General features: G+C 65.1%; 2 protein-coding genes. Both read right to left on the minus strand.

What is annotated here, in order from left to right; all coding sequences use genetic code 11:
• Positions 1-154: 154 nt before the first annotated feature.
• Positions 155-931: a succinate dehydrogenase iron-sulfur subunit gene (locus I71_RS27100; RefSeq protein WP_042701283.1), complete on the minus strand. Its 777-nt coding sequence runs from the start codon at positions 929-931 to the stop codon at positions 155-157.
• A 26-nt stretch (positions 932-957) separates the two neighbouring features.
• The coding region (locus I71_RS27105; RefSeq protein WP_042701285.1) for an FAD-binding protein at positions 958-1,666 on the minus strand (709 nt) is incomplete at its 5' end.

The raw sequence follows: 1,666 nt of genomic DNA on the forward strand, positions 1-1,666 counted from the left end.
CGATCCCGGCGGCCCCGCAACCACCGACAGCCCGGTCCCCGGCAACGATCTGCGGCCATCGCGCCCGACCGACCCGGACTTCGTCTGAAGCCACAAAAGGAAAAAGGCGCCCCCGAGGGGGCGCCTTTTCCATGTCGCAGACGCTTATCCGCAGTCAGCGGCGCGCAACCATCAGCTTCTTGATCTCGGCGATGGCCTTGGCGGGATTCAGACCCTTCGGACAAGCCTTGGTGCAGTTCATGATGGTGTGGCAGCGATAGAGGCGGAACGGATCCTCAAGGTTGTCGAGGCGCTCGCCCGTCATCTCGTCGCGGCTGTCGGCGATCCAGCGATAGGCCTGGAGCAGGATCGACGGGCCGAGATACCGGTCGCCGTTCCACCAGTAGCTGGGGCAGGAGGTCGAGCAGCAGAAGCACAGGATGCACTCGTAGAGGCCGTCCAGCTTGGCGCGGTCCTCCGGCGACTGCAGACGCTCGCGGCTCGGGGCCGGGGACTGCGATTGCAGCCACGGCTTGATCGAGGCCAGCTGGGCATAGACGTGATTCAGGTCGGGGACCAGATCCTTCACCACCGGCATGTGCGGCAGCGGATAGATCTTGACGTCGCCAGGCACGTCCTCGATCGCCTTCAGGCAGGCCAGCGTGTTCGTGCCGTCGATGTTCATCGCGCACGAGCCGCAGATGCCCTCGCGGCAGGAGCGCCGGAAGGTCAGCGTGCTGTCGACCTGATTCTTGATGTAGATGATCGCGTCCAGGATCATCGGCCCGAACTTGTCGAGATCGACCACATAGCTGTCGACGCGCGGGTTCTGGCCGTCGTCCGGGTTCCAGCGGTAGATCTTGAAGGTCTTGGCCCGCTTGGCGCCGTTCGCGACGTTGACGGTCTTGCCGACGCCGACCTTGGAGTTGGCTGGCAGGTTGAATTCAACCATGGCTGATTTCCTTTATCCGGCGGGCCTTAGTACACACGGGCCTTCGGCGGGAAGACATCGACCTCGTCGGTCAGCGTGTACATGTGGACCGGGCGGTAATCGATCTTCGTCTCGCCGTTGTCCGCGACCCAGATGACGGTGTGCTTCATCCAGTCTTCGTCGTCGCGGTTCGGATAGTCCTCACGGGCATGGGCGCCGCGGCTTTCCGGACGGTTCTGGGCGGAGTGCAGGGTGGCGACCGCCTGGCCCAGCAGATTGTCCAGCTCCAGCGCCTCGACCAGATCGGAATTCCAGACCAGCGAACGGTCGGAGATGGCGATCTCACCCTTCTTGGCGAAGACCGCGTCGATCTTCTTGACGCCTTCGTCCAGGACCTCGCCGGTGCGGAAGACGGCGCAGTTGTTCTGCATCGTCCGCTGCATCTCCAGCCGCAGGTCGGCCGACTTGATCGAGCCCTTGGCGTTGCGGATGCGGTCGAACCGCTCCAGCGCCTTGTCGCAAGAGTCCGGCTTGACCGACGGGGCCTTGCCCGGCTTGACGATCTCGGCGGCGCGGATGGCGGCCGCACGGCCGAACACCACCAGATCGAGCAGCGAGTTGGAGCCCAGGCGGTTGGCGCCGTGGACCGACACGCAGGCCGCCTCGCCGATCGCCATCAGGCCCGGCACCACCTGGTCCGGGTTCCCGGCGGTCGGCGACAGCACCTCGCAGTGAACGTTGGTCGGAATGCCGCCC

Origin of the sequence: Azospirillum sp. B506 (assembly GCF_000333595.1) — a bacterium.
GTDB lineage: Bacteria > Pseudomonadota > Alphaproteobacteria > Azospirillales > Azospirillaceae > Azospirillum.

Coding starts and splice junctions, on each gene's coding strand:
- I71_RS27100 (WP_042701283.1), bottom strand. CDS start 931: ATGGTTGAATTCAACCTGCCAGCCAACTCCAAGGTCGGCGTCGGCAAG.